This is a genomic window from Streptomyces sp. NPDC043853 (assembly GCF_056436025.1).
On sequence record NZ_JBWKDJ010000008.1, the window covers coordinates 272,252 to 298,605 of the forward strand.

The window sequence follows — 26,354 nt, forward strand, 5'->3', positions numbered from 1 at the left end:
ACATGTGAGGCAGTTCACAAGCCGGACTGCTGCGCATCCTATGCCCGCTCCTCTGTGATCTGCGACACGGGTTGCAAGACCGAGTTTGTGATCTCCACCACCTGACGAACGATCATGAAGTCCGATGAGTGGTGATCTTCGTACGCGAAGCACCCACATGATCACCAGAGGTGACATCGGGGCCGGTTACCGCAGGTAGAGAGGCTGCCGCACTACCAAACATTGGCCCCTGCACGCAAATTGGCAGCACGGCCGGTGGCGTGATAAGGGAACTCGCATCGCCCGGCCGGGGGAGGCGGGGGGTACGGAAGTGGACGCACGGGGCGGCTCCCACGGGGCACTCCGGTGCGTGCGTCGGTTCACGAACCCCGTCGCCGCACGGGGGGTGCGGGCGCGACCGGCCCGGCCCGGCCGGAAATGACACTCAAGGCTCCACCCAACCGTGACCGCGCTGTGACCTGCGTCACGCCCGCTCCGCGTCCGGGAAAGAGGGCTTGGCCATCTGTGCGCATGGATGGTAGGCGCTAGATCAAATAGGACAAATCAAAGAAACGCCTTGATCACAGCCTTATGAGCCACTGTCCGATTCGCCCGTTACGGCGTCAATAAGGCTTCCGGAACGCCTGGTTCAGGCCGCTTGTGCCACAACTGTGGCGCAAGCCACGTTTCTTGAAGGGACCCCTGGAGCCCTGATAGCCGTTGTACTCATGTCCCATACCGCTCACATACCCAGCCACCGGAAGCCCCGTCGCAGCGCTTCGAAGCTCGCGGTCCGCGCCGGAGTTGCCGGTGGCGTGCTCAGCACCCTGGCGATGGCCGGCACGGCGAGCGCAACGCCGGTCGAGCCGTCGCCCGAGACCCTCGAGATGCCGGTCCTGGACCTGGACCTCGGCTCCGAGATCGCCTCCGCCGTCACCGCCGCCGCCGACAACTCCCGCGCGGCCGCCGTCGAGGGCGAGCTGACCGCTCAGGAGGAGAGCGCCCGGACCGGCGCCGCCGCCCAGGCGAAGCAGGCCAAGGAAGCGGCCCAGAAGAAGGCCGACGCCGAGAAGAAGGCCAAGGCCGAGGCCGAGCGCAAGGCCGCCGCCGAGCGCGCGACCCGCAACGACGGCCGCTCCTCGCTGACGCTGAAGACGACGGTCAACAACGGCGAGACCCCGACGAAGTCCGTGGCCACCGGCTCCGCCGCCGCCATCGTGAACTTCGCCCGCGCCCAGGTCGGCAAGGCGTACGTGATGGGCTCCACCGGCCCCTCCGCCTACGACTGCTCGGGTCTGGTGCAGGCCGCCTACCGCCAGGCCGGCATCTCCCTGTCCCGCACCTCCCAGTCCCAGTCGCTGGCCGGCCGCTCCGTCTCGCTGAGCAACCTGCAGCCGGGCGACGTCCTGTACTGGGGTTCCAAGGGCAGCGCGTACCACGTGGCCATCTACGTCGGCGGCGGCAAGTTCGTCGGCGCCCAGAACCCGCGCACGGGCATCGTGGAGCGCTCGCTGAGCTACGACCGCCCCACGGGCGCGGTCCGCGTGCTCTAGTCGTCCTCCGTCCTCCGGGACACCGTCCTCCGGGACACGGCGAAGGGCCGGCACTCCCCCGCTCGGGAGTGCCGGCCCTTCGTGCGCGTACGCCGCGTATGCCGCCTGAGCCGCCTCAGGACATGGAGGCGGCCAGCTTGAACCGGGCGTCGCGCTGCTTCTTGTAGAGCGCGAGCGTCTGGGCGTGCTCCTCGGCCAACTGCTCCTGGTACGCCTTCTCCACCGCCGCCCAGACGCCGACGAGGTTCACCTCGCGCTTGCAGGCGACGTCCTTGACCGCGACTGCGACCGCCTTCGGGCCGCCCTTGTCGTCGGTCAGGCCCAGCTTCTCGACTACGTCGTAGGGGGTCGGGATGCCCGAGTAGCCGGCTTTGGCCATGCAGTCCGACCACTTCCCGAGGACGGCCTTGACCCGCGAGTCGCTCCTCGACCGCTCGTGCGCCTCGGAGGACAGCCCGAACGCGAACAGCAGGTCCACACTGTCCTTGGTCGGGGCGTACAGCTTGCGGTAGCCCTCCCGGACGCAGCCTCCCGCCGGGACCTTCTTGCCTCCGACGTCGATCCCGCTGTCGGTCTTGTCCGCCTCTTCCTGCGTCAGCGGATCAGGGCGGCTCCCCGCGTTCTCACCGGAGCGCAAGCCCTGCAGGACGACGGTGGCGCTGTCGCTGAGCGTCGGCCGGGCGGGCCTGGTGCGCTCGACTCCGGCGTTCTTGTCGTAGCCGTACCGGGCGGCGTGGACCGGGTCGGCCAGTCCGAACAGGTAGCGGTGACGGTCATCGGCGCCCGCGGGGGCCGTTGTCGAGGCGGAGCCCTCGTACGCGAAACCGAACCGGGTCATGCACTGCGCGGTCAGCCGGTCCTGGACCCGGGCCATGCGGATGACATCGGCATCGGAGTCCGTGAACGCGTCCATGGGGAACGCGAGGGAGGACGTGGCCGGGTTCTGGGCGACGGGGCCGAGCCCGGGCTCTTTCCCACCCTGCTTGCCGCCACCTCCGTCCGTGCCGCAGCCCGACGCCAGCAGGGCCGCGGCGAGTGCCACGGCGGCCACGGGGATGCTGCGGCCCTGCCCCGCCATCAGGTGCCGAGGATGTAGTCGGCGGAGCTGATCCTGTTCTTGTAGGTCGCCGAAGCGTTGCCGATGTAGCCCTCGGGGATCGTGCCGACGTTGCCGCCGAGGTCCTTGTCCGTGGCCACCTTCCAGGTGAGGACGTCCCGGTTCCAGTAGGACTCGGTGTTGTCGTTGGTGGTGTCGGTGCGGCCGTGGCAGCCGGCCGGGCCGGTGAACGTGTTGTCGCTGAAGTTGTAGTCCTCCTTGATCAGGTCGAACACGCAGCCGCCGCGGTCGGTGAGGTAGTACAGGCCGAACTCCTGGTTTTCCAGGTAGCCGTCCTTGCCGTACGCCGCCGCAGTGCCGCCGGCGGCGAGAAGAGCGGCCGCAGCCATGGCCGGTACGACCGCGGCAGCCATGCGCACACGAAGCTTTTTATTCACGGAATGTTCCCCTCCAGTAATGATCTTTCCGATCCGGTTGAATCTAAGAATCAGATCCGACGGAAAGTAAAGGCGGTTCCACATTCCGGACCGGTAACTTAAGGCAGTCTTGCGGAACTTGACGCTCCGTAAGGCCTCTGATTAACATCCGGAGGCTCACGCTCCCCCGTACCCGAAGGGCTGTAATGCGCAAATATCTCGGCACCCTACTGGTGGCCCTGTTCCTGCCGGTCACGGCCTGCAGCGGGGAGAAAGAGCCGTCCGCCAAGGACAGCCCTCCGCCATCCGCCGAGGAAATCGCGTACTACGACTGCCTGGAGAAACAGGGACTGAAGGTAGGAACCTCCGAAGGCGGAAGCCCGCGTTTGGAGAAAACGGACCCCGCGGAGAAAATCGTGGTGGCGCAAAAGGAATGCGCCTCACTGCAGCCCAAGCCGGCCGAGCGGCGCGCCACCGCCGCGGAACTCTCCGCTGCTCGGAGACACACCGAGTGCATGCGTGCCGAGGGAATTTCCTGGTTCCCGGACCCTAATCCGGTCTCCGGCGAGTTCGACACGCTGAGCAGCGAGCAGGCCGGCGAGCTCAAGACCAAGCACGTGGACGCCCTCGCGAAATGCCGGCAGGGCAAGGGCTAGTGGCGGAGAAGGATCAGGGTGGCGCCACGCTCGTCCGCGGGCGGCGGGTCGTCTTCGGGGTGGTGGCCGGGGCCGGGCTGATGGCCGTGGGCGGGCTGCTCGCCACGTTCGTGGTGAAGTCGCCCGCGCAGGTCGCGGCGGAGAGCCGGCCGCCCGCGCAGCAGGCGCTGACCGCCACCGTCGAGCACCGCGTGCTGGCCGAGACCGTGGTCATGCGGGGCACCGTCATCGCGGGCCAGACCGTCGCCGTGTCCCCGCAGGGCGGCGGGGGCGGGGATGGCGCGGGCGCGGCCGTGGTGACCAAGCTGCCGCTGAAGGCGGGCGACGAGGTCAAGGCCGGTCAGCTGCTGGCCGAGGTCTCCGGGCGGCCCGTGTTCGCCCTCAAGGGCGGGCTCCCGGTCTACCGCGACCTGAAGCCGGGCGCCACCGGCGACGACGTCGCCCAGCTCCAGCAGGCACTGCGCGAGCTCGGCCACGGCACCGGCCGTGACCCCAAGGGCACCTTCGGCCCCGGGACGAAGGCGGCGCTCACCACCCGCTACCGGGCCATCGGGTACGAGCCGCTGCCCGCCGTCCCCGACGGCGGAGCCGCGCTCAAGCAGGCCCGGGAGGCCGTACGGTCCGCCGAGTGGGCCGTCGAGGACGCCGCCAAGCCCGGCACCGAGGCCAAGCCCGGCACCGGGGACAAGGACGGAACCACCCCGGAGAAGGGGTCCGGAGCCACGGCTCCGGCCTCGCCGGACGGCGGACGGGAACTGGCCCGCGCCCGCCGGCAACTCACCGACGCACGCGCGGCACTGGCCGCCGCCGAGGCCGCCGACGGGCCGACGCTGCCGGCCGCGGAGACGGTGTTCCTCGGCTCGTTCCCGGCCCGGGTCAGCTCGGTCGGCACCCGGCTGGGGGCCGCGGTGTCCGGCCCGGTCCTCACCCTGTCCTCCGGGGACCTGGTCGTCGAGGCGTACCTCCCCGAGGACAAGAAGCAGCTGCTGCGCCCCGGGATGCCGGCGTTGATCTCCTCCGAGGCGGCCGGCCAGGACATCCGTGCCAAGGTGTCCCTCGTCGCCTCCGAGCGGTCCACCGGGCAGCAGGACCGGGGCGGGGCCCCGGGGGGCTCCGGCGACGGCAAGGACGGCGGGGGCGGACAGGACTCCTCCTCGGGCGGAGCCGCGGGCCCCCCGGCGGGCGTGGGGTACCGGATGCTGGTCCGGCCCGACCAGGCGCTCCCCGCGTCCTTCACCGGCCAGGACGTGCGGCTGACCATCGAGTCCGCGGCCACCGACGGGGAAGCGCTGGTGGTGCCGGTCACCGCGGTGTCCGCGGGCGCCGACGGCAAGACCGTGGTCACCGTGGTGGGTGCGGACGGTTCCCAGCAGCGGGTCGGGGTCCGTACCGGCACGAGCGGCGACGGGTACGTGGCCGTCACCACCGAGCGGGCGGACGCCCTCACACCCGGCGCCAAGGTGGTCATCGGCACCACCGGCGAAGCGCCCCCGGGAGGCGGACGTTGAGCCCGTGGCGGCGCGGGCCGGGCGGCCCGGAAGCCCTGCCGGCCGTGTCGGGCGACGCCGACCCCGAGGCTGATGCCGAAACCAACGCCGACACCGACACCGAGACCGACGCCGTGCCGGTCATCCGCTTCGAGCAAGTCGGCCTCCGCTATCCGGGCCCCCCGCCCGTCGACGCCCTCAAACCGTGTGATCTGACCGTCCACCGGGGCGAGTTCATCACCGTCGTCGGCCCGTCCGGCTCCGGGAAGTCCACCTTCCTCAACGTCGCCGGGCTCCTCGACTCCCCCACCCGGGGGCGCTACCTGCTCGACGGCATCGACACCGGCACCCTCGCCGACCGGGACCGCACCGCGCTGCGCGGGCGCCGTATCGGCTTCGTGTTCCAGTCCTTCCACCTGCTGCCCCACCGCAGCGCCCTGGAGAACGTCTCCCTCGCCATGCTCTACACCCAAGTCCCGCGCGCCGAGCGCATCGGCCGTGCCCGCGAGGCCCTGGAACAGGTCGGCCTGGGCCACCGCGCGGGCGCCGTGCCCGGGCGGCTCTCCGGCGGTGAACGCCAGCGGGTGGCGATCGCCCGGGCCCTGGTCGGCCGGCCCTCGCTGCTGCTCTGCGACGAACCGACCGGCAACCTGGACTCCGCCAACGCCGCCTCGGTGCTGGCCCTGCTGGACGCGCTCCACGGCGCGGGCATGACCGTACTGGTCATCACGCACGACGCCGAGGTCGCCGCACGCGGACAGCGGACCGTCACCATCCGGGACGGCCTGCTGGGAGAGACCGGGTGAGAGCACGGATGAAGGACCCGACCAGCGAACGGATACCGCCCACCCGGCTCAGGCTCCGCGACGCGCTCTCCGAGGCCGTGGCCGGGATGCTGCGCCGGCCCGGCCGCGCCGCGCTGACCGCGCTCGGCACGGTGCTGGGCGTGGGCAGTTTCGTCGCCGTGCTCGGCCTGACGGGCACCATCTCGGCGCAGATCGACGGCAGGTTCAACGTGCTGAGCGCCACGGAAGTGACCATCGAGGACGTGGCCGGACAGCAGGACGAGTTCGCCGGGCCCGGCTTCCCCGCCGACGCGGAGGAGCGGCTGCGGGCGGTGGCCGGTATCGAGCAGGCCGGCGTCCTGTGGCAGGTCCGCGCCGCCTCGGCCGCCGCCGTCGGCACGGTGCCGCCCGAGACCGGCACCGCAGCCGGGCCGGCCTCCGGTACCGGCTCCACCGTCTTCGCCGCCTCTCCGGGCGCCGTCGCCGCGATGGTCCCGACCCTGCGGGAGGGCCGGCTGTACGACGCCTTCGCCGAGCAGAGCCGGCAGCGGGTCGTGCTGATCGGCGGCGGGCTCGCCGACCGCCTCGGCATCGGCTCCCTGTCCACCCGCCCGGCCGTGTTCATCGGCGACCAGCCGTTCACCGTGGCCGGGATCATCGGGGACGTACGCCGGCAGCCCGAGCACCTGATGTCCGTCCTGGTCCCGAAGGCCACCGCCGAGGACCTTTGGGGGCCGCCCGGCCCTACCGAGGCGCGGATGCTGATCGCCACCGATCTGGGGGCGGCGCGGCAGGTGGCCGAACTGGCGCCGGTCGCCCTGCGGCCCGACCACCCCGAGTACTTGAAGGCCGTGCCGCCGCCGGATCCGCGGATGCTGCGGGCGAGCGTCACCTCGGACCTGAGCGCGCTGTTCCTGCTGCTCGCCGGGATCTGCCTGGTGATCGGGGCGGTCGGGATCGCCAACACCACGCTGGTCGCGGTCCTGGAGCGGACCGGGGAGATCGGCCTGCGGCGGGCGCTGGGGGCCCGGGGCCGGCATGTGGCCGGGCAGTTCCTGACCGAGTCCGCCGCGCTGGGTGCGCTCGGCGGACTGGTGGGGACCTCACTGGGCGAGCTGACGGTGGTCGCGGTGGCGGTGGTCCGGGACTGGACCCCGGTGCTCCACCCCGTCACGGTGGCGGGTGCCCCCCTCGTGGGCCTGCTCACCGGCCTGCTGGCCGGCCTCTACCCGGCCTGGCGGGCGGCCCGGATCGAGCCGGCGGAGGCCCTCCGCCGCTGATCCGGGCCTGCCCACCGGATCTCGGCGGAGGGCCGGTCGGTGTGCGCCCCGTGTCAGGTGCCGAGGATGTAGTCGGCGGAGCTGATCTTGTTCTTGAACGTGGCGGATGCGTTGCCGATGTGGCCTTCGGGCAATGTGCCGACCTGGCCGTCCATGTCCTTGTCCGTACCGACCTTCCACGTGAAGACGTCCCGGTTCCAGTAGGACTCGGTGTTGTCGTTGGTGATGCGCTGGTAGCCGGCGTAGCCGGACGGTCCCCAGAACTTGTTGTCGCTGAAGTTCATGTCCTCCTTTCCGAGGTCGAACACGCACCCCGTGCGGTTGGTGCTGTAGTAGAGGCCGAACTCGTCCTTTTCCAGGTAGCCGTCCTTGTTGATGGCCATCGCGGGACTGCCGGAGAGGAGAAGTGCGGCCGCACTGAGTGCCGGAACGAGAGCGCCGACCGCCCACACCCGAAGCTTCTTGTCCATGGAATGTTCCCTTCCAGTAAACGCCTTTCGGGACGGTCGAATCTAAGGTTCAGAACCCGACTGAAGTAAAGGGTCATTCCGGATAGTGGACTCAACAACCTTGATTTTTGGTCACCTTGACGTTGCGCAAGTCCCGTGAATAACATCCGGACCCCGTGGTGGGCGAGACCGTGGCACCTCTCCCGAACAGAACGGGAGCCCAAGACCAAACATCGGGGAAGCATCGTGATACGCATCCGGCTGTGCATTCCGCTGGCATTTGCCGCGACCCTGGCCCTGAGCGGCTGCTCCGGCGATTCAGAGCCCAAGGCGAGTGACAGCCCTTCGCCGTCGGCGGCCGAAATCAAGTACTACGGCTGTCTCAAAGAGCAGGGCCTCACCGTGGAATACACGGACAATGGGACGCCTAAACTGGCCAAAACCGAACCGCCGGAACAGATCGACGCGGCCTCGAAGGAATGCGCTCCTCTGCTGCCCCCCGTGGAGCCTGTCGGCGCCGAGCAGCTTGCCGAGGAACAGCGTTGGGTCGACTGCCTGCGCCGGCAAGGACTGACCTGGGTTCCCGACGTCAATCCGACCACCGGGACGGCACCGTTGACCGCCGAGCAGATGGGCGACTTGAAGAGGCAGCATTCTGACGCGCTGCAGGAGTGCCGGAGCGACTAGGCCAAGAAGCACAGCAACAACGAGTGAAAAGGCCGACGGGGCCCGGCCGGTCACCCGGCCGGGCCCCGTCAGGGGTCATCCGGACCCGTCAGCGCAGGTTCACCCACTTGTCGGCGCTGACCGAGACGTACTGCTTGGTGTCCGGGTCGGTGGTGGAGACCCAGCCGAAGACCGCGAGCCGCTCGGACTTGATGAACGGCGTGCCCGTCTCGGGGGTGTGCACCGTGACCGGCGAGGTCCAGGTGAAGGTCTTGCCCGGGACGCAGTTCACCTGGGTGCGGATGTAGCCCTGGACGAACTTCGGCTGCTCCTGCTTCGCCGAGCCTCCGACGTCGACCTTCACCGGCTTGGTGCAGGTGAGCGTGCCGTTCACGGTGGCCTTGCCGTCCTTGGACAGCTTGCCGCCCGCGTTGACCGTCATGGTCAGGGCGACCGGCTTCGGCGGGGCCACGTTCGTGGCCGTCAGGTAGCCCCTGAGCTCGTCGCGGTCGTCGCAGTCCTGCGCGTAGGAGAGGTCGATCTTCTTGACCGCGGTGCCCTCGCCGAACTCCAGCTCCTTGATCGTGAAGCCGCCGGTGAGGGAGTTGCAGCCGCCGAGGTAGCCGTTGACGAACATGCTGGGCTGGTCCAGGACCACGCCCGGCATCTCCGGCGTCTTCACCGCGTTCGCGTACGAGCCCGGCGCCAGGGTCTGGCCGGCCGGCGCCGCCAGGTCCATGGTCCAGGAGTCGCCGGGGCGGGTGACCGTGACCCGCAGGCTGCGGTGGTCGGCGGAGGCCGTGACGTCGATCTTGTCGTTGAAGACCGGCCCGTACCAGACCTGCCTGTCGGTCTGGCCGTCGCCCGAGTCCCCGGCCCACATGAACTCGGCCGTCGGCATGACGGCGGCCTGAGCGGTGCCGGCGATGGCGAGCGGGACCGCGAGGGCGGCGATGGTGAGCGCGGCGGCCGCGCCTACGGCGGCGCGTGCGGGCATGCGGAATTCCACTGTGTGTACCCCCCGTGAAGAAACGAAGATCAAAAGCGATCGGCGCGAGTCTGCCAAGAGGGGTGCATAAAGGGCAACAGGTGTGCGGCCCGAGGCGGTTCACCGCCTCGGGCGGGCATACGTCAGCCGTCGGCCGTGCGCGTCAGGCGCGCGGGGCCACCTTCGACAGGCCGTTGATGATCCGGTCCATGGCGTCGCCGCCCGCCGGGTCGGTCAGGTTCGCCAGCATCTTCAGCGTGAACCGCATCAGCACCGGGTGGGTCAGACCGCGCTGCGTGGCGACCTTCATCACCTTCGGGTTGCCGATCAGCTTCACGAAGGCGCGGCCGAGGGAGTAGTAGCCGCCGTAGGTCTCCTTGAGGACCTTGGGGTAGCTGTGCAGCGCCAGCTCCCGCTGCGCCGGGGTCGCGCGGGCGTGCGCCTGCACGATCACGTCGGCCGCGATCTTCCCGGACTCCATCGCATAGGCGATGCCCTCGCCGTTGAACGGGTTGACCAGGCCGCCCGCGTCACCGACCAGCAGCAGGCCCTTGGTGTAGTGCGGCTGCCGGTTGAAGGCCATCGGCAGGGCCGCGCCGCGGATCGGCTGGGTCATGTTCTCCGGGGTGTAGCCCCAGTCCGCCGGCATGGACGCGCACCAGGCCTTGAGCACCTCGCGCCAGTCCAGCTCGCGGAAGGCGGAGGAGGAGTTGAGGATGCCCAGGCCCACGTTGGAGGTGCCGTCGCCCATGCCGAAGATCCAGCCGTAGCCGGGCAGCAGCCGGTCCTGCGGGCCGCGCCGGTCCCACAGCTCCAGCCAGGACTCCAGGTAGTCGTCGTCGTGCCGCGGCGAGGTGAAGTACGTGCGGACGGCCACGCCCATCGGGCGGTCCTCGCGCCGGTGCAGGCCCATGGCCAGCGACAGCCGGGAGGAGTTGCCGTCGGCGGCGACCACCAGCGGGGCGTGGAAGGTGACGGCCGTCTTCTCCTCGCCGAGCTTGGCGTGCACGCCCGTGATGTGCCCGGTGCGCGGGTCGCGGATCGGCTCGCCGACGTTGCAGCGCTCGTACAGCCGGGCGCCCGCCTTCTGCGCCTGCCGGGCCAGCGTCTCGTCGAAGTCGTCGCGCTTGCGCACGAGTCCGTAGTCGGGGAACGAGGCCAGCTCCGGCCAGTCCAGCTGGAGCCGCTGCCCGCCGCCGATGATCCGCAGGCCCTTGTTCCGCAGCCAGCCGGCCTCTTCGGAGATGTCGATGCCCATGGCCACCAGCTGCTTGGTGGCGCGCGGGGTCAGACCGTCACCGCAGACCTTCTCGCGCGGGAACGCCGTCTTCTCCAGCAGCAGGACGTCGAGGCCCGACTTGGCGAGGTAGTAGGCGGTGGTGGCGCCGGCGGGACCTGCCCCGACGACGATCACATCCGCGGTGTGTTCGGAGAGGGGCTCGGTCACTGCGGGATCTCCCGAGGGCGCTGGAAACTTCTGCGTGCCGAAGGCACAGGACATGGGCAGTCTATGCAGCGAACAGTGATCACCACCGAGAAGGGCCGCACGATGACCAACGCACCGCTTCCGGCCGTCAGCCTCCGCGTGCCGACCGACGAGGACGCCCACGCCTGGCACCGGGTCTTCGACGACCCGGACGTCATGGAGTTCCTGGGCGGTCCCGCCGAGCTTTCGGCGTACGAGGAGTTCACCGCGCGCCAGCGGCTGCACGACGCGCGGTTGGGCTACTGCCTGTGGACCCTGCTCGACTCGGACGGGCAGGTCGTCGGCTTCACCGGGGCGCAGCCTTGGCCGGCGGAGAAGGCCTGGGGTCCGGTCGGCGAGATAGAGATCGGCTGGCGGCTCGGGCGGGAGCACTGGGGCAAGGGGTACGCGTACGCCGCCGCGCTGGCCACCGTGGACCGGGTGCGGCAGACCGGGCTGCCGCGGGTCGTGGCGATGATCGACGAGGCCAACGAGCGCTCGATCGCGGTGGCCGAACGCCTGGGCATGAGCCTTGAGGAGACGTTTCCGCTGCCGGGCGGCGCCCGCAGAGGGCGCCGGTACGCGCTCGCCCTGAACGGCGGTTCCTGACGCTCCCGTTCCTGTTCCCGGTCCCGGTCCCGCTCCCGGTCCGCCGGGAACGGGAGCGTCAGAAGACGGACAGCCCGGTCAGGGTCGTGAAGCGGTCCAGCGCCGCCACGCCCGCCACGCTGTTGCCCTGCGCGTCCAGCCCGGGGCTCCACACGGCGAGCGTGCAGCGGCCGGGGACGACGGCCACGATGCCGCCGCCCACCCCGCTCTTGCCGGGCAGCCCGACGCGGTAGGCGAACTCGCCCGCCGCGTCGTAGGTCCCGCAGGTCATCATCACGGCGTTGATCTGTTTGGCCTCGCTGCGGGTCAGCAGCCGGCTGCCGTCCGCGCGCAGCCCGTGCCGGGCCAGGAAGCGGCTCGCGAGCGCCAGATCGGCGCAGCTGGTCTCGATGGAGCACTGCCAGAAGTAGTGCTCCAGCAGGGCCGGCACCGGGTTGTCCATGTTCCCGTACGAGGCCATGAAGTGGGCGACGGCGGCGTTCCGGTCGCCGTGCTCCTGCTCGGAGGCCGCGACCTCGGCGTCGAACCCGAGCTCCGCGTTCTGGCTCTCCTCCCGGAGGAAGGTGAGCACCTCGCTGCTCGCGTCACCGGTGAGGGTCTGCAGCCGGTCGGTGACCACCAGCGCACCCGCGTTGATGAACGGATTGCGCGGGATGCCGTTCTCGTACTCCAGCTGCACCAGCGAGTTGAAGGGGTTGCCGGAGGGCTCCCGGCCCACCCGCTCCCACAGGCTGTCGCCGCCCTCGGCGAGCGCGAGGGCGAGCGCGAACACCTTGGTGATGGACTGCGCGGAGAACGGCACCCGCCAGTCCCCCACCCCGTACACCCGGCCGTCGAGGTCGGCGACGGCCATGCCGAACCGGCCGGGGTCCACGGAGGCCAGAGCCGGGATGTAGGCGGCGGGGGTGCCGCTGCCGACGAGCGGTGCGACCTCACCGGCGATCCGCTCCAGCAGCGCCTGGTAGTCCACTACGCGCCCGTGCCGTCCTCGGTTCCCTGACCGCCCTCGGTTCCCTGGCCGCCCTCGACGGCCTTGTAGGCCCGGTGCAGGGCGACGATGCCGCCGCTGAGGTTCCGCCAGGCCGGCCGGCCCCAGCCGGCCTTCCGCAGCAGACCGGCCAGTTCGGGCTGGTCGGGCCAGGCGCGGATGGACTCGGCGAGGTAGACGTACGCGTCCGGGTTGGAGGACACGGCACGGGCGACCGGCGGCAGGGCGCGCATCAGGTACTCGGTGTAGACGGTCCGGAACGGCCCCCAGACCGGCTGCGAGAACTCGCAGATGACCACCTTGCCGCCGGGCTTGGTCACCCGGTACAGCTCGCGCAGCGCGGCGTCGGTGTCCTGGACGTTGCGCAGCCCGAAGGAGATCGTGACGGTGTCGAAGGTGTCGTCGCGGAACGGCAGCTTCGTCGCGTCGCCGGCGGTCAGCGGCAGCCACGGGTGCTTGCGCTTGCCCTCGCGGAGCATGCCGAGGGAGAAGTCGCAGGGGACGACGTACGCGCCGCCGGCCGCGAACGGGAGGGAGCTGGTGGCCGTGCCGGCGGCCAGGTCCAGCACCTTCTGGGCGGGCCGGGCGTCCACGGCGCGGGCGACCTCCTTGCGCCACAGCCGGGCCTGCCCGAGCGAGAGGACGTCATTGGTCAGGTCGTAGTTCGCCGCCACGTCGTCGAACATCGAGGCGACTTCGTGCGGCTGCTTGTCCAGGTGTGCGCGGGTCACTGGCGGTCGGCCTCGCTCGTCTCGGTTCGGGTGCGTCGGTGGTGCCCGGTCCATTCTGGCAGGCGGTTCGGAACGAGAACTTCAGGCCCCGGTGAAACCTGGACCCCTCCTTCACGCATCTACGAAGGTGAATAGTGCATCAGTTCCGCACCCGCACCGACGATCCAGGGGGAAGCCGAGCGGACCGGTTCCGGACGGCGAATGTATGCGCGAGTCACACACCACACGTGGCGGGGAACGCCGCGCCGCCCGGTCGCGAGCCCGCTCCCAGCGCCGCAGACGGCTCCGCCGTACGGTCCTGGGGGTGGTCTGCGTGGCCGGCGTGGCCGCGGTCGCGGTGCTCGTGCTGCGGCAGGACCCGCCTGCGGACGAGGACAAGGCCCCGGCGGCCCTCCGCCCCGCACCGGCCGCGCCGGACCCGGCGCGGTCCGCCGCACCCCGGCCGGCGGCGTCCACGCCCGCTCCCGATCCGAGCCGGGCCTCCCGCAGCGACGTACCGCGCTCCGGGCCGGGCACCTTCACCGCCGCCAAGGTCTCCGCCGGGAAGCACGGCAACGGGACCGTCCGGCGCTACCGGGTGGAGGTCGAGGACGGCTCCGGCCTGGACGCCGACCAGGCCGCCCGCGAGGTGGACGCGATCCTCGCGGACCGGCGGGGCTGGATCCGGGACGACCGGTACGGCTTCCAGCTCGTCGCGCAGGGCACGGTGGACTTCACCGTACGGATCGCCACGCCGCAGACCACCGACCGGCTGTGCGAGGTGACCACGCCGGAGCTGGTCGGCGAGACCAACTGCAGCGCGGGGCACACGGTGGTGGTCAACCTCAAGCGGTGGCAGCAGGGTTCGCCGCAGTTCGACGGGCCGGTCTCGGAGTACCGGGCGCTGATCGTCAACCACGAGGTCGGCCACGAGATAGGGCGCGGCCACGAAACCTGCCCCGGCCCGGGCAAGCCGGCCCCGGCGATGATGCAGCAGCTCAAGGGCCTGCAGGGCTGCAAGGCCAACGCCTGGCCCTATGACCGCACCGGCAAGTACCTCTCGGGCCCTGCGGTCCCCTGACGGCCCCGCCTCCGTGGGCGGACGGCCGCACCCCGCCCCACCCCGCCGGGGGAGGTCAGCGCCTGCGGTGCAGGAGGCGGCCGTTGATGACCGTGGCCACGCAGGTCGTGGCGCCCTCCGACAGGAGGGCGGTCTCGTCCGGGACCGCGAAGGCGGCGAAGCGGGCCGGGGCGCCCGGTTCCAGAGTGCCGTGGTAGGCCTCGGCGGCCGCCGCGCGGCCCGCGAACGGGTCCAGCGAGGCCCCGCCGGCGCCCCCGGCCGGCGCAGCCGGCGGGAGGACCGTCAGGCCCGAGCGGAGCACGGCCGTGCGGACCGCCGGGACGGTGAAGCGGGCCGCCACCGCGACCACCCCCCGCGCCAGCAGCCGCTGCGTGCCGCGCCGGGCACTGTGCCCCCAGCGGGCATCGGTCAGCTTCAGGTCGCCCAGCGCCGCCCCGGTGATCGGTTCCGCGCCGAGTTCGGTGATCTCGTACGGGTCGTCCGGGTAGTACGTGCGCTCCAGCAGCTCCTCGCCGGCCCGCACCAGCAGCCCGGGCGTGAGCAGCCCGGGCCAGCGCCGGGCCCGGGCGTGCGGGTACCGCTCGGCCAGGTCCTCGTACGGGCCGGTCAGGGAGATCCGGTCGCCTTCGACCAGCACCGCCCCGCCGGGCAGCGGTGCGGCGCCGGCCGCGGTCACCAGCAGGTCGGCGGTGTGCAGCGTGAGCATCGGCGGCGGCTCAGTTCGCGGGGATCAGCTTCAGCTCGGGGTGGGCCGTACCGCCCTCGATGGCGATGGAGGAGATGTGCGAGACGACGCGGTGGTCGGCCGGGTCGTTCGCCGGGTCCTCGTGCACGGCGAGGTGCTCGTACGTGGTGGAGCGCTGTGCCGGCACCCGGCCCGCCTTGCGGATCAGGTCGATGATCTCGTGCCGGTTGGAGCGGTGCTTGGCGCCGGCCGAGGAGACCACGTTCTCCTCCAGCATGATCGAGCCCAGGTCGTCGGCGCCGTAGTGCAGCGACAGCTGTCCGGCCTCCTTGCCGACGGTCAGCCAGGAGCCCTGGATGTGCGCGACGTTGTCGAGGAAGAGCCGGGCGACCGCGATCATCCGCAGGTACTCGAAGATCGTCGCCTGGGTGCGGCCCTTGAGGTGGTTGTTCTCGGGCTGGTACGTGTACGGGATGAAGGCCCGGAAGCCGCCCGACCGGTCCTGCACGTCACGGATCATGCGGATGTGCTCGATCCGCTCGGCGTTGGTCTCGCCGGTGCCCATCAGCATGGTGGAGGTGGACTCCACGCCGAGGCCGTGCGCGATCTCCATGATCTCCAGCCAGCGCTCGCCGGACTCCTTGAGCGGGGCGATGGCCTTCCGCGGCCGGGCGGGCAGGAGTTCGGCGCCGGCACCCGCGAAGGAGTCCAGACCCGCGGCGTGGATCCGCTGGATCGCCTCCTCCACGCTCACCTTGGAGATCCGGGCCATGTGCTCCACCTCGGACGCGCCGAGGGAGTGGATGACCAGCTGCGGGAACTCCTTCTTGATCGCGGAGAAGTGCTCCTCGTAGTACTCCACGCCGAAGTCGGGGTGGTGGCCGCCCTGGAACATGATCTGGGTGCCGCCGAGCTCCACGGTCTCCGCGCAGCGGCGCAGGATGTCGTCGAGGTCCCGGGTCCAGCCCTTCTTGGTGTCCTTCGGGGCCGCGTAGAAGGCGCAGAACTTGCAGGCCGTCACACAGACGTTGGTGTAGTTGATGTTCCGCTCGATGATGTACGTCGCGATGTGCTCGGTACCCGCGTAGCGGCGGCGGCGCACGGCGTCGGCGGCCGAGCCCAGCGCGTGCAGCGGCGCGTGGCGATAGAGGTCGAGCGCCTCCTCCGCGGAGATCCGGCCCCCCTCGGCGGCACGGTCGAGGACAGACTGGAGAGCGGCCTGGTCGGTCACCGGTGCGTCACCCTTCGGCGGTGTGTCAAGAGGTCCGGACCGGGCCAGCCTACGCCAGTGCTGTCAAGGCACGCGGGTGAGGTCTCCCTCCGGGTTCCCGGCCGCCGCGTCACCGGACTTGTAGTGCAGGGTGCCGTTCGGGTTGAGGGTGAAGCGCTCGTCGGCGGAACCGCCCGAACAGATCCCGGGGGCCGGGTTGGGTCCGCCGGCGGTGTCGAGGACGAGCGAGGTGTCGGTGGCGGAGGCGAGTTTCCAGTCGCCGCTGCAGTCGGTGCCGATCACGTCGAGGACGGACTTGTCACGGCCGACCACCTCGCCGACCTTTCCCTTCCGGATGGTGATCTCGAAGGCGGAGGAGACGCCGAACCGGGAGGTGGTGACGGTGCCCTTCCAGGTGCCGACGAGTGCCTGCGGCACGTCCTTCCGGGCCCCCGCGCCACTGGGCGCCGGGCTGCCGCTCTGCCCGCCCTTGGGGGAAGCGGTCGGCCCGGTGTCCGACCCCCGGGTGGCGGCCCCGGGAAGCGTGCCGGAGGGGGTCCGGCCGTCGCTGCCGCTCGCCGTGTCCCGGCGGTCCCCTCCGGTGCCCGGCAGGATCCCCATTCCGTACAGCCCGCCGGCGAGTGCGGCGAGCACGGCGGCCGCGGCGACGACCACCGTGCAGCTGTACCGGCGTCCGGCGGCCCGGACGGTCATCTGGCGGCCCTCGCCGGGGGAGGTCGGGGCCGGCTGTCCGTACGGGCCGCCGCCCGAGCCGCCGCCCGAGGTCTGGGTGGGCATCCCGTACGGGCCGCCGGCCTGCCCGCCGTACGACGGGTCGGGCGCGCCGAACCCGGCACCCGGACCGGTGCCCGATCCGGTACCGGGACCCACGCCGGAGCCGGCCGCGGATCCGCCCGCCACGGACTCCGCCGCTCCGGCCCGGCCGCCGTACGTCGGGGTGGCCGCGCCGGGGTAGCCGTACCCGGGGGTGGGTCCGGACACCGCACCGGCGGCGGCCGGTCCTCCCTGGAACCCCTGAGACCCCTGAGACCCCTGGGACGCGGCCGTGAACGGGACGGGCCCGGAAGCCGGCCCGGCGGGGCCGAACGCCCCCGCACCGCCCTCCACGGCACCGGAGGCGCCGGAGCCGTCCGGGGCGTCGGGGGTGTGGGGGGCGTCCATGTCGAGGGCGTCCATGTCGAGCAGCCGGACCGCCGCCCGGCTCGCCTCCTCCACCAGCGGCGCGGGCAGCCAGCCCGGCACCGCGAGCGCGTCCTCCAGGGCCGCCGCGACGGCGGCCGGGGCCGGACGGTCGCCCGGCGCCTTGGCCAGGCAGGCCTCGGCCAGCTCGCGCAGTCCGCCCACCGGGACCGCGCTCAGGTCCGGCTCCTCGTGCACCACCTTGTACAGGAGGGTCGCGGAGTTGTCCCCACTGAACGGCGGCCGCCCGGTCGCCGCGAACACCAGCACCGCGCCCAGCGAGAAGACGTCCGCCGCACCCGTCACGCCCTTGCCGAGGATCTGTTCCGGCGACATGTAACCGGGCGAGCCGATCGAGACGCCGGTCGAGGTCAGCGAGGCCGTGCCGTCCGTGGCCCGGGCGATCCCGAAGTCGATCAGCCGGGGCCCGTCCAGGGTCAGCAGCACGTTCGACGGCTTCACGTCCCGGTGCACCAGGCCCAACCCGTGCACGGCCACCAGCGCCCGCGCCAGCCCCAGCCCGACCGCCCGCACCGCCGCCCCGGGCAGCGGGCCGTGCGAGGCCACCGCCCGGTCCAGTCCGGGTCCGGCCACGTAGCCGGTGGCCACCCACGGCACCGGGGCCTCGGGATCGGCGTCCAGCACCGGGGCCGTCCACTCGCCGCCGACCCGCCGGGCGGCGGCGACCTCGCGCCGGAACCGCTCGCGGAACTCGTCGTCAGACGCGAAGTGCGGGTGCACGATCTTCACGGCGACCGTCCGGCCGCCCTCGCTGCGCCCCAGGTAGACCCGGCCCATTCCGCCCGCACCGAGTCTGCCCAGCAGCCGGTACGCCCCGATGGTCCGCGGCTCCCCGGGCTCCAGCGGCTGCATGACGTCCCCTCCCCCGTACGACGACACTCGTCCGGCACAGTAGCGCCACCCCGGCTGCCACGCCCGGGTACGCGGCAGCGCGACGACCGGGGCGGCCGGGACGACGGCCCGGACGACGGCCCGGACGGCCGCCCGGACGGCCGCCCGGACGACGGCCCCGACGGCCGGTACGAAGGCTGCCCGGGGAATTCCTCCCCCACGCGCGCCAGCGAAACGCCGGACCCTGCGGAACGGCAAATTCCATGGAACGCCGAACCATGGAATTACATATGAAGAATTAACGCAGCCTACGGATTGCGGCTCAGCAGCTCCACCCGCACATCCGCCGGGAAGCCGGTCGTCGGCCCGGTCAAACGCGCGAATTCCCTTACCCCCGCGAGCTGATCCGGACCGAACCGGAAGTCGAGCGTGGTGAAGTAGCGCTCCAGCAGCTCCGCGTCGAACGCCTCCCAGCGGGCGGCCTGTTCGGCCACCTTGGTGACCTCCTCCAGCGACAGGTCACGGGAGGCGAGGAAGGCCTCGTGCACCTTCTCGACCACCAGCGGTTCCCGTTCCAGGTATTCCCGGCGGGTGGCCCACACCGCGAAGACGAACGGAAGCCCGGTCCATTCCTTCCACATCCGCCCGAGGTCGTGGACCTCCAGTCCGAGCCGGGGCGCATCGTGCAGTGATGCACGCAGTGCGGCGTCCCCGATCAGCACCGCCGCTTCCGCTTCCTGCATCATCAGCCCCAGGTCGGGAGGGCAGGTGAAGTAATCGGGTCGTACGCCGTACTGCTCGGCGAGCAGCAGCTGCGCCAGCCGGACGGACGTACGGGAGGTGGAGCCGAGGGCGACCCGGGCACCGTCGAGCCGGTCCAGGGGCACCTGCGAAACGATCACGCAGGACATGACGGGGCCGTCGCAGCCCACGGCGAGATCGGGAAAAGCTACGAGCTCGTCGGCGTTCCTGAGGAACTCCACGAGGGTGATCGGACCCATGTCCAGCTCCCCGTCGACCAGCAGCCTGCTGAGTTTCTCGGGAGTGTCCTTGGTCAGCTCCAGATCGAGCAGCGTGCCGGTCCGGGCCAGGCCCCAGTAGAGCGGCAGGCAGTTCAGGAACTGAATGTGGCCGACCCGCGGCCGGCTGCGATAGGGGTCCACATCGCGAGACTAGCCGCCGGGGCCGCGTCAGCATCGCTCAGGGTCTCAAACGTCCGGGTGACGTGATCTTTCCCTCTGGTCTCCCGAGGACTGTGCGTGCTAGGCTCGCCGCAAGTTGCAGTTTGGTTTCCCTTGCAGTACGGAGCCTGCGGAGCATGTAACCCGCAGGCTTTTGTAGTTTTCAGACTTCTTAGCAGGTTCTGGAGCAGGGCGACCCTTTGGCCCATAGGAGGGCTCATGGCTACCGGAACCGTGAAGTGGTTCAACGCTGAAAAGGGCTTCGGCTTCATCGCCCAGGACGGCGGCGGCCCGGATGTCTTCGTCCACTACTCCGCGATCAACGCGACCGGCTTCCGCTCCCTCGAGGAGAACCAGCAGGTCAACTTCGACGTCACGCAGGGCCCGAAGGGCCCGCAGGCCGAGAACGTCACGCCGGCCTAATCGCCCGGACCGGCCGATCGCGGTTGGATCTAGCAGTACCCAAGGAGCCCCGACGCTTCCGTGAAAACGGAGGCACCGGGGCTCCTGCCCTTTGCCCCGACGCCTTCGGGCCGCCGGGGCACGACGAAGGGCCGTGAGCAGTGCTCACGGCCCTTACGTGTTTCCCGGCCCGGGTTCAGCCCTCGTCGGGTTCAGCCCTTGCTGCTCGCGCTGCCCTCGCCGCTCGCACCGCCGTCACCGGCCTCGTTCGGCGTCACCTTCAGGTCGAGGATCAGTTCGAGGCCCTCGGCGGTGGTCACCCGAAGGTGGTAGGTCACCGGCTGCTGCGGGGTGAGGCCCTTGGTGAGGATCCACGGCAGGGTGACCAGACCCTCCTGGTCGGTGGCGGGCAGCTCCAGGGTGCGGAGCTGCTTGCCGTCCTTGTCCTCGAAGTACGGGCCCTTCGCGTCGTTCGCGACCGGCACCCACGCGCCCTTGTCGTTCTTCTCGACCATGGCGGCGGTCAGCACGGCCCCGGGGACCGGCTTGCCGTCGGCGCCGGTGACCAGCAGCTTCTGCTCGTGGAAGCTGGCGCCCGCGAGCACCTCCAGCGGCTTGTCCCCCACCCGGGCGATCGCCGGCTTCTCGGTGACCTTGCCGTCGAAGGTCACCGAGAACACCCGGGTGCCGTAGAGCTTGGCCCGCAGCGTGTACGTGCCGGCCTCCGGACCCGCCTTGATCTTCGGGACGGCGGCGAAGCCCTCGCTGTCGGTCTGGACGACGAGGTGGGTCTTGCCGTCCTTGGCGAAGACGGTGCCGCCGGTGGTGTCCTTCTCGACCTCGAAGACCACGACCTGGCGGACGGCCGGCTTGCCGTCGCTCAGGACCGCCTTGACCTTCGAGGACGGCTGGAAGACCGTCCCGGCCTCGGCGGACAGGGTGGCGTCGCCGACCGCCTGCAGGCCGCGCACGGTGGCCGGCGGCGGCTTGGGCTTGGACGGCTTGGCCGGCGGCTTGGGCTTGGCGGGCTTGGACGGCTTGGTCTTCTCCGGCTTCGTGTGGGCCGGGGGCGTGTACGGCGGGGCCGGCTGCTGCGGGGTCGGCAGCGGCGCGGTCGGCGGCTGGGTCGGGTACTCGCCGACGGGCGGGTTCGGCACGCTGCCGGTGCCGTCGTCCTGGTACTTCTTCATCCAGCCGAGCACGGTGTTCACGTACTCGCGCGACTTGTTGTAGCTGAGGATCGCCCTGTCGAGGCTCTGCGGGTTCGAGAGGTTCTTGTCCCCGGCGCACAGGTACAGGCCGGCGCCGAGCGCCGCGTCGTAGATGTTGTTCGGGTCCCGCTTGCCGTCGGCGTTGCCGTCGGCGCCCCAGGTCGCCCAGGTGGAGGGGATGAACTGCATCGGGCCGACGGCCCGGTCGTACTCGTGGTCGGCGTCCCACTCGCCCTTGTCGGTGTCCTTGATCTCGGCGAAGCCGTTGCCGTCCAGGCGGGGGCCGCGGATCGGCTTGGTCGTGTAGCCGTCCTCCTTCAGCCCGTAGCCGGAGGCGTGCACCGACTCGACCCGGCCGATGCCGGCGAGCAGCTGCCAGGGCAGTTTGCAGTTGGGCAGGGCGGCCTTGACCGCGGTCTCCGCCCGCTGGTACGCCTCCAGCGCGGTGGCGGGAATGCCGACGCCCCCCTGGCCGGTGCCGGGCGTGTTCCCGGCCCCCGGCTTCTGCGGGTCGGCGACCAGATCGGGCAGGTCGAGGCGCGCGTTGCCGCGGTCGTTGGCCTGCGGGCTGTCCGGCGTGGGCTCGGACTCACCGGCGTCGGCGACCGGAGCGTTGGTGACCACGGCGGCCGTGGTCAGACTGGCCGCCAGCGCGGCCGTGCACAGCACCTTGCGCGAGGTGCTGACTAGGTGTCGGTGAAGAGGCTTCACAGTGCGGCGATCCCCCCAAGACGAGCTGTGAATATCCCCTGTTTATCAGGTGGTCGACCGCGACTCGCCGTCCCCCCGACAGTTTGTGGCAGACGTCCCGCCAACTCGGCCGGTACCGGCCGACCGAGGCTCGCTCCCCGACCATCCGGCGTGCCCGCAATGCCTGTTGGGGGCGGTTATGCGCATGCCCCCGCGGGGCGGCCGACGATGCGCCTGCCCCGGCTGCGGCCCCTCGGCGGTGCGGGCAGCCCGGCCTGCCCCGGCTGTACGGGCAGCCGGTCCACCGCAGGCGCGCCGACCCCTCGGCCGCCGCCGTGGGGGCAGGGCGGCCGGACCCGTCCCGCCGGCCGTGTGGGCAGTCGTGCCGCAGGGCGGCACGGGTGGGCACACGGCACCCCGGTCCCGCGAGGGCTCGCGCAGCCACCCCCGGCCCCGGTCCGGCTGCGGTTCGGACCCCCGTCCGGGCGGAGCTCCGCTCCTGGCGGTGTCGGGTCCGGCGGAGCCACCGCCCTGGCCGGGCGGCGCTGCGGCGAAAGCGCGCCATGGCTTCGGTGGGGCGGGAGCGCTGCCCGCTGGGCGGCGTTCCGGTGTGCCCACCCGTTCCGCCCTGCGGAACGCCTGCCCACACCTCCGGCGGAGGTGCCTGCCCACACCTCCGGCGGAGGTGCCTGCCCACACCTCCAGGGGAAACAGCACCCCCACGGGCAGGGTGGGCACGACCCTGCGGAACGCCTGCCCACACCCCGGCGGAGCCGACCCGCGGAACGCCTACCCCTTCGGCGGGTCCGACCGCCGGAGAGGGGCTATTCGCCGGCCGGGCAAGCGCGCGTACCGCGCGGGAGATCGCCGTCGAGGAGGAAGTCGTTCACCTCGCCGCGTACGCACGCCGAGGACGTGTAGCCGGTGTGCCCGTCGCCCTTGTGGTCCAGGACCACCGCCGCGGAGCCGAGCCGCCGGGCGGTCTCCTCGGTCCACTGGTAGGGGGTCGCCGGGTCGCCCCGGGTGCCGACCAGCAGCATCCGCGGAAGCCCCGGCGGCCGGTCGATCCTCCGGAGGAAATCGCTGCCTCGCGGCCGGCCGTAGCAGGAGAGCACGGTGCTCAGCTGGGCCGGGCCGAAGACCGGCGAGGCGTTCCGGAACTCGTCCTCCATCTTCAGGACCTTCCGCCACAGGGCATCGGGGCTGGTCCTGCCGTCGTCCCGGTCCGGATCGTCGGCGCAGTTGACGGCGGCCAGGGCGGCCAGTCCGTTGTCCTGGGGCACGCCGTCCTCGGCCGGCGGTGTGCCCTCACCGTCACCGTCACCGTCCTCGTCCTCGTCTCCGCCACCGACGAGGTCCAGCAGACCGCCCGGGTCGCGGTAGCGCTCGGCCATCCGCAGGCCCCGGTCGAGGCCGGGCCAGTTGTCCTTCGAGTACAGGGCGACGGCGATCGCGCCGACCGCGTCCTGGCCGGTGAAGTACCAGCCGTGGCCGTCCGGCAGCGGGTGCCGGTCGAGTCGGTTCACCAGCGCGCCGACCTTCTCCCTGGCGGTGCGGGTGTTGGTCCCGTAGACGCAGTCGGTCTGGCGGGCGCACCAGGCGAGGAAGTTGTCCAGGGCCTGCTGCTGGCCCTTCGCCGAGGCGAGGGCCTGCTCGGCGAGCGGTTCGGAGATGGTGTCGACCCCGTCGAGGACCATCCGGCCGGTCCGCCGCGGGTACTGGGCGGCGTACGCGGCGCCGATCCGGGTGCCGTAGGAGAAGCCGAGGTAGTTGAGCTTCCGCTCGCCGAGGGCTTGGCGTATGAGGTCCAGGTCGCGGGCCACGTGGACGGTCCCCATGTAACGGAGGACCGGCCCGGAGTGGCGTGCGCAGCGCTCGGCGACGGCGCGCAGCCCGGCGAGCTGCGCGGCGGCGTCGCTGCGACCACCGGTCTCGTCCTCCGGCTCATCGGGCTCCAGCGAGCCGCCACAGCTGACGGGCTCGCTGTGCCCGACCCCGCGCGGGTCGAAGGTGGCGAGGTCGTACTCCTCGCGGAGGTCGGCGAACTCGTGCTCGTACGCGGCCAGCGTCTCGATGCCGGGGGCGCCGGGGCCGCCGAAGTTCAGCACGAGGGCCCCGAGCCGCCGCTGCCCGGTGGCGGGGAGCACCGCCACGGCCAGCGTGATGCGCTCGCCCCTCGGGCGGTCGTGATCGAGCGGCACGCTGAGCGCCCCGCACCGCATGTCCTCGGGCACGTGGGACACCGGGCACTCGCCCCACCGGATCCGCGGCTGCTCCTGCGCCTGGTGCAGGCGGGGCACGGCCGGCGGCGGGGGCACCGCGGCGGCGGTCCCCGTCCCTCCGCCGAGCAGCGCGCAGCACACGGCCGCGGCGCCGACGGCCCGGCCGCGCGAACGGCCGGCGGAACGAAAGAGGTACACGGCACCTCCCGCGGGTGCCCCCCGCTCCTCCGACCCACCATAGGCTCCGCCCACCGCGTCTGCTCCCCAGCCCGATGAGCGACCGCCGGCCGAGGCGGACGGTCGCAGTCGAGGCGGGCAGTCGCCGCCGAGGTGCGCGGCGGCTCCGCCGGAGGTGTGGGCAGGCGGGGCGGTCCGACGCGCCCGCCCCCACGGCGGCGGGGGCCGGCCGGCACGGGCAGCGCCCGCCCCAACCGCGGCCGGGGCCGGCCGCCACGGGAACCGCGGCCGCGAAGCCGCCGGGGCATGCCCGCGCCGCGGCCGGCGTCACCCTTCGTACAGGGCCTCGATCTCCTCCTCGTAATCGCGGGCGATCGCCGCGCGGCGCATCTTCATCGACGGGGTCAGATGGCCGCGGGTCTCGGTGAACTGGCCCGGCAGGATGGTGAAGCGCCGGATCGACTCCGCCTTCGAGACCAGCTCGTTCGCCTCGTCCACGGCCCGCTGGATCTCCGCCAGCAGCTCGGGGTCCCGGGCGAGCCGCGCCGCCGACAGGCCGTCCTTGCGCCGCATCTGCCGCCAGTGCGCGAGTCCGTCCGGCTCCAGGGTGATCAGTGCGGTGATGTACGGGCGGTTGTCGCCGAAGACCATGCACTGGCCCACCAGCGGGTGGGCGCGCAGCCAGTCCTCCAGGGGTGCGGGCGCCATGTTCTTGCCGCCGGAGGTGATGATCAGGTCCTTCTTGCGGCCGGTGATGGTGAGGTAGCCGTCGGCGTCGAGTTCCCCGATGTCGCCGGTGGCCAGCCACTGTCCGGCCGGCATGGGCTCGGGGTCGTTCCAGTAGCCGGCGAAGACGTGCCGCCCGTAGAGCAGCACCTCCCCGTCGTCGGCGATCCGCACGGCGGTGCCGGGCAGCGGCCGTCCCACCGTGCCCAGGCGTGGCCGTGTGGGCGGGGTGACCGTGCTGGCGCCGGTGGTCTCGGTGAGCCCGTAGCCCTCGAAGACCTCGATCCCGGCGCCGGTGTAGAACGCGGCGAGGCGTCGTCCGAGCGGGGAGCCGCCGCTGATCACGTACCGTACGCGGCCGCCGAGCGCGTCCCGGATCCGCCGGTAGACCAGCGGCTCGTACAGGGCCCGCGCGGCCCGTGCCCCCAGGCCCGGGGTGCCGCCCCCGTCCGCCCCGCCGAACCGCTGCGCGATCTTGGCCGCGCGGTCGAAGGAGGAGGCGCGGCCCATCTTCTCGGCGGTGGCGCGGGCGGTGTTGTAGACCTTCTCCAGGACGTAGGGGATGGCGAGCAGGAAGGTCGGCCGGAAGCCCGCGAGGTCCGTCAGCAGGTCCTCGCCCTCGATGCTGGGGGCGTGGCCGAGCTTGACCCGGGCGCGCAGGCAGCCGATGGCGACCATCCGTCCGAAGACGTGGGCGAGCGGCAGGAAGAGCAGGGTGGACGCCGGGTCCTTGCTCGCGGCCTTGAAGACGGGGTGCAGCAGCTCGATCGCGTTGTCGACCTCCGCGAAGAAGTTGCCGTGGGTGAGCACGCAGCCCTTGGGCCGTCCGGTGGTGCCGGAGGTGTAGACGAGCGTGGCGACGGACTCGGGCGTACGGGCCCGGCGGCGCTCGTGCACGAGCGCGTCGGGGAGGTGCGCGCCGGCCCTGGCCAGCAGGCCGATGGCGCCGGTGTCGAAGGCCCACAGGTGCAGCAGGCCGGGCAGGTCGGCACGGTCCGCGCTGATCATCCGCGCCTGTGCGGTGTCCTCGACCATGCAGGCCACGGCCCCCGAGTCCTGGAGGATGAAGCGCGTCTGGAGGGCCGAGGAGGTGGGGTAGACCGGTACGGTCACCAGTCCGGCGGCCCAGGCGGCGAAGTCGAGCAGGGTCCATTCGTAGGTGGTGCGGGCCATGATGGCCAGCCGGTCACCGGGCTGCAGCCCTTCGGCGATCAGCCCCTTGGCCACGGCGGTGACCTCGGCGGCGAACTCGGCCGCGGTCACGTCCCGCCAGGAGCCGTCCTCCTGCTTGCGGGCGAGCACGGCCTCGCCGGGTGCCACCCGGTCGTTGTCGTAGGGGATGTCCCCGAGTGATCCGGCCATGGGCACCGGCGCCAGCGCGGGCACCGCCGCCTCCCGGACCACACCGCCGAGCACGGTCTTCACGGGCTCTGCAGCCATGGCATCCACGGCGGACCTCCTTGCACTCCGGCACGCCCCCGCCGCACACGAGGGTTACCGCCGGTAATCTACGTACCCGTAACCCGCCCTGAACACCCCTCCTACGGCACGTGCACGCCATGCCCCCCGCTCACCCACGGCACGTCCACGCGAGGTCCACGCCCCGGCATCCACGCCCATGCAACCGCC

General features: G+C 71.9%; 23 protein-coding genes. 9 read left to right on the forward strand and 14 right to left on the reverse strand.

The genetic code is table 11. The annotated features are described in order from the left end of the window. The first annotated feature begins 707 nt into the window (after positions 1-707). Entirely contained in the window at positions 708-1,532 is an 825-nt protein-coding gene (locus tag AC067U_RS22620; RefSeq protein ID WP_478831533.1) for a C40 family peptidase, read from the forward strand. Positions 1,533-1,647: 115 nt separating this feature from the next. Here the strand turns inward: AC067U_RS22620 and AC067U_RS22625 are convergent, their stop codons facing one another. Both AC067U_RS22625 and AC067U_RS22630 read right to left on the reverse strand, forming a co-directional pair. After that, positions 1,648-2,610, reverse strand: a complete 963-nt coding sequence (locus AC067U_RS22625; protein ID WP_478831534.1) for a hypothetical protein — start codon at positions 2,608-2,610, stop codon at positions 1,648-1,650. Further along, complete coding sequence (locus tag AC067U_RS22630; protein ID WP_478831535.1) at positions 2,610-3,008, reverse strand: hypothetical protein; 399 nt, start codon at positions 3,006-3,008, stop codon at positions 2,610-2,612. The genes AC067U_RS22625 and AC067U_RS22630 overlap by 1 nt, the downstream gene beginning before the upstream one ends. Before the next feature lie 203 nt (positions 3,009-3,211). Here AC067U_RS22630 and AC067U_RS22635 point away from each other — a divergent pair, with 203 nt between their 5' ends. From AC067U_RS22635 to AC067U_RS22650, 4 genes are all read left to right on the forward strand, one after another. Continuing rightward, entirely contained in the window at positions 3,212-3,661 is a 450-nt protein-coding gene (locus AC067U_RS22635) for a hypothetical protein (RefSeq protein WP_478831536.1), read from the forward strand. Next, the gene (locus tag AC067U_RS22640) at positions 3,661-5,169 is read left to right on the forward strand and encodes a peptidoglycan-binding protein (RefSeq protein ID WP_478831537.1); all 1,509 of its coding nucleotides are present in this window, start codon (positions 3,661-3,663) and stop codon (positions 5,167-5,169) included. The genes AC067U_RS22635 and AC067U_RS22640 overlap by 1 nt, the downstream gene beginning before the upstream one ends. A gap of 113 nt (positions 5,170-5,282) precedes the next feature. Then, positions 5,283-5,954 carry an ABC transporter ATP-binding protein gene (locus tag AC067U_RS22645; RefSeq protein WP_478831646.1) on the forward strand — a complete coding sequence of 224 codons (672 nt, stop codon included), beginning with the start codon at positions 5,283-5,285 and terminating at the stop codon, positions 5,952-5,954. A gap of 8 nt (positions 5,955-5,962) precedes the next feature. Next, positions 5,963-7,213 (forward strand): ABC transporter permease, encoded by a 1,251-nt coding sequence (locus tag AC067U_RS22650; protein WP_478831647.1) that lies wholly within the window; start codon positions 5,963-5,965, stop codon positions 7,211-7,213. Positions 7,214-7,266: 53 nt separating this feature from the next. Here AC067U_RS22650 and AC067U_RS22655 read toward each other — a convergent pair whose 3' ends face one another. Then, positions 7,267-7,683, reverse strand: a complete 417-nt coding sequence (locus tag AC067U_RS22655) for a hypothetical protein (RefSeq protein ID WP_478831538.1) — start codon at positions 7,681-7,683, stop codon at positions 7,267-7,269. Positions 7,684-7,908: 225 nt separating this feature from the next. On the opposite strand from AC067U_RS22655, the gene AC067U_RS22660 reads away from it, so the two are divergent. Beyond that, a complete protein-coding gene (locus tag AC067U_RS22660) occupies positions 7,909-8,349 on the forward strand; it encodes a hypothetical protein (protein WP_478831539.1) in 441 nt (146 codons plus the stop codon). An 88-nt stretch (positions 8,350-8,437) separates the two neighbouring features. Here AC067U_RS22660 and AC067U_RS22665 read toward each other — a convergent pair whose 3' ends face one another. Then, positions 8,438-9,325 (reverse strand): hypothetical protein, encoded by an 888-nt coding sequence (locus AC067U_RS22665; protein ID WP_478831540.1) that lies wholly within the window; start codon positions 9,323-9,325, stop codon positions 8,438-8,440. Positions 9,326-9,479: 154 nt separating this feature from the next. Continuing rightward, positions 9,480-10,763, reverse strand: coding sequence for a geranylgeranyl reductase family protein (locus AC067U_RS22670; protein ID WP_478831541.1), 1,284 nt, complete (start codon positions 10,761-10,763; stop codon positions 9,480-9,482). 102 nt (positions 10,764-10,865) lie between these two features. Here AC067U_RS22670 and AC067U_RS22675 point away from each other — a divergent pair, with 102 nt between their 5' ends. Next, entirely contained in the window at positions 10,866-11,390 is a 525-nt protein-coding gene (locus AC067U_RS22675) for a GNAT family N-acetyltransferase (protein ID WP_478831648.1), read from the forward strand. A 58-nt stretch (positions 11,391-11,448) separates the two neighbouring features. Here the strand turns inward: AC067U_RS22675 and AC067U_RS22680 are convergent, their stop codons facing one another. Both AC067U_RS22680 and AC067U_RS22685 read right to left on the reverse strand, forming a co-directional pair. Further along, positions 11,449-12,360 carry a glutaminase gene (locus tag AC067U_RS22680; RefSeq protein WP_478831542.1) on the reverse strand — a complete coding sequence of 304 codons (912 nt, stop codon included), beginning with the start codon at positions 12,358-12,360 and terminating at the stop codon, positions 11,449-11,451. Beyond that, a complete protein-coding gene (locus tag AC067U_RS22685) occupies positions 12,360-13,109 on the reverse strand; it encodes a demethylmenaquinone methyltransferase (protein WP_478831543.1) in 750 nt (249 codons plus the stop codon). Before AC067U_RS22685 ends, AC067U_RS22680 begins: the two co-directional genes overlap by 1 nt. A 205-nt stretch (positions 13,110-13,314) precedes the next feature. On the opposite strand from AC067U_RS22685, the gene AC067U_RS22690 reads away from it, so the two are divergent. Beyond that, the gene (locus AC067U_RS22690; protein WP_478831544.1) at positions 13,315-14,169 is read left to right on the forward strand and encodes a DUF3152 domain-containing protein; all 855 of its coding nucleotides are present in this window, start codon (positions 13,315-13,317) and stop codon (positions 14,167-14,169) included. A 55-nt stretch (positions 14,170-14,224) separates the two neighbouring features. Here the strand turns inward: AC067U_RS22690 and AC067U_RS22695 are convergent, their stop codons facing one another. From AC067U_RS22695 to AC067U_RS22710, 4 genes are all read right to left on the reverse strand, one after another. Further along, on the reverse strand, positions 14,225-14,875 hold the full coding sequence (locus AC067U_RS22695; protein WP_478831545.1) for an imidazolonepropionase-like domain-containing protein: 651 nt from the start codon (positions 14,873-14,875) through the stop codon (positions 14,225-14,227). 10 nt (positions 14,876-14,885) lie between these two features. Continuing rightward, positions 14,886-16,085, reverse strand: a complete 1,200-nt coding sequence (gene mqnC / locus AC067U_RS22700; RefSeq protein ID WP_478831546.1) for a cyclic dehypoxanthinyl futalosine synthase — start codon at positions 16,083-16,085, stop codon at positions 14,886-14,888. A 63-nt stretch (positions 16,086-16,148) separates the two neighbouring features. Next, positions 16,149-18,137, reverse strand: coding sequence for a serine/threonine-protein kinase (locus tag AC067U_RS22705; protein ID WP_478831547.1), 1,989 nt, complete (start codon positions 18,135-18,137; stop codon positions 16,149-16,151). A 287-nt stretch (positions 18,138-18,424) separates the two neighbouring features. Then, entirely contained in the window at positions 18,425-19,279 is an 855-nt protein-coding gene (locus AC067U_RS22710; protein ID WP_478831548.1) for a menaquinone biosynthetic enzyme MqnA/MqnD family protein, read from the reverse strand. A 237-nt stretch (positions 19,280-19,516) separates the two neighbouring features. Between AC067U_RS22710 and AC067U_RS22715 the strand changes: the two genes are divergently transcribed. After that, positions 19,517-19,720, forward strand: a complete 204-nt coding sequence (locus AC067U_RS22715; RefSeq protein WP_027749613.1) for a cold-shock protein — start codon at positions 19,517-19,519, stop codon at positions 19,718-19,720. A gap of 191 nt (positions 19,721-19,911) precedes the next feature. Here the strand turns inward: AC067U_RS22715 and AC067U_RS22720 are convergent, their stop codons facing one another. From AC067U_RS22720 to AC067U_RS22730, 3 genes are all read right to left on the reverse strand, one after another. Continuing rightward, entirely contained in the window at positions 19,912-21,621 is a 1,710-nt protein-coding gene (locus AC067U_RS22720; protein WP_478831549.1) for a lytic transglycosylase domain-containing protein, read from the reverse strand. Between the two features lie 803 nt (positions 21,622-22,424). Further along, a complete protein-coding gene (locus AC067U_RS22725; RefSeq protein WP_478831550.1) occupies positions 22,425-24,020 on the reverse strand; it encodes an alpha/beta hydrolase in 1,596 nt (531 codons plus the stop codon). 306 nt (positions 24,021-24,326) lie between these two features. Beyond that, on the reverse strand, positions 24,327-26,165 hold the full coding sequence (locus tag AC067U_RS22730; protein ID WP_478831649.1) for an AMP-dependent synthetase/ligase: 1,839 nt from the start codon (positions 26,163-26,165) through the stop codon (positions 24,327-24,329). Between the last annotated feature and the right edge of the window lie 189 nt (positions 26,166-26,354).

Excerpts from the sequence above, each read along its gene's own strand:
- AC067U_RS22620 (WP_478831533.1), top strand. The coding sequence starts at position 708 with ATGTCCCATACCGCTCACATACCCAGCCACCGGAAGCCCCGTCGCAGC.
- AC067U_RS22695 (WP_478831545.1), bottom strand. The coding sequence starts at position 14,875 with ATGCTCACGCTGCACACCGCCGACCTGCTGGTGACCGCGGCCGGCGCC.
- AC067U_RS22675 (WP_478831648.1), top strand. The coding sequence starts at position 10,866 with ATGACCAACGCACCGCTTCCGGCCGTCAGCCTCCGCGTGCCGACCGAC.
- AC067U_RS22665 (WP_478831540.1), bottom strand. The coding sequence starts at position 9,325 with ATGCCCGCACGCGCCGCCGTAGGCGCGGCCGCCGCGCTCACCATCGCC.
- AC067U_RS22730 (WP_478831649.1), bottom strand. The coding sequence starts at position 26,165 with ATGGCTGCAGAGCCCGTGAAGACCGTGCTCGGCGGTGTGGTCCGGGAG.
- AC067U_RS22715 (WP_027749613.1), top strand. The coding sequence starts at position 19,517 with ATGGCTACCGGAACCGTGAAGTGGTTCAACGCTGAAAAGGGCTTCGGC.
- AC067U_RS22635 (WP_478831536.1), top strand. The coding sequence starts at position 3,212 with ATGCGCAAATATCTCGGCACCCTACTGGTGGCCCTGTTCCTGCCGGTC.
- AC067U_RS22650 (WP_478831647.1), top strand. The coding sequence starts at position 5,963 with ATGAAGGACCCGACCAGCGAACGGATACCGCCCACCCGGCTCAGGCTC.
- AC067U_RS22705 (WP_478831547.1), bottom strand. The coding sequence starts at position 18,137 with ATGCAGCCGCTGGAGCCCGGGGAGCCGCGGACCATCGGGGCGTACCGG.
- AC067U_RS22690 (WP_478831544.1), top strand. The coding sequence starts at position 13,315 with ATGCGCGAGTCACACACCACACGTGGCGGGGAACGCCGCGCCGCCCGG.
- AC067U_RS22625 (WP_478831534.1), bottom strand. The coding sequence starts at position 2,610 with ATGGCGGGGCAGGGCCGCAGCATCCCCGTGGCCGCCGTGGCACTCGCC.
- AC067U_RS22655 (WP_478831538.1), bottom strand. The coding sequence starts at position 7,683 with ATGGACAAGAAGCTTCGGGTGTGGGCGGTCGGCGCTCTCGTTCCGGCA.